This is a genomic window from Faecalibacterium sp. DFI.5.82, from assembly GCF_029076575.1.
GTDB lineage: Bacteria > Bacillota > Clostridia > Oscillospirales > Ruminococcaceae > Faecalibacterium > Faecalibacterium duncaniae.
In genome coordinates, this window is record NZ_JARFIS010000119.1 from 1 (window position 1) to 401 (window position 401).

The 401-nt window shown below is 59.6% G+C and carries 1 pseudogene; it reads left to right on the top strand.

Annotated features, from left to right (window positions below):
• Nucleotides 1–138: 138 nt before the first annotated feature.
• A pseudogene (locus tag P0G09_RS15855) lies at nucleotides 139–401 on the top strand (PH domain-containing protein); the annotation flags it as partial.

The window sequence follows — 401 nt, forward strand, 5'->3', positions numbered from 1 at the left end:
CGATAGATATCCATTGACGAATGTCCATTAAACATAGCTCGTGGATAGTGATTCATCCAATCATTAGTCGACATCTTTTTTGCACCGGCAGGCATTCCCTTTGCCCTCTGCCTCCTGCTGACGCTGGTCTCGGCCACAGTGCTGCCCCAGCTGACCGTGGCCCTGCTCATCCCCACCTTCTTCTTTGGGGCACTGCTGGCCGGAGCCGCAGCCGGCTACCGGCGGGAGGGCCTCTGGCTGCGGGAGGGCCGCATGACCCTGCGGCGGCAGCAGGGACTCTACCTGCATTGCATCTGTGTGTTTCACCCGGATGTTTGCCTGACCGCAGCACAAAGCCTTTGGGCTGCCAGTGTGGGCCGCACCAATCTGACCCTGACCTTTCCCGGCTGGGTAAAGCTCAA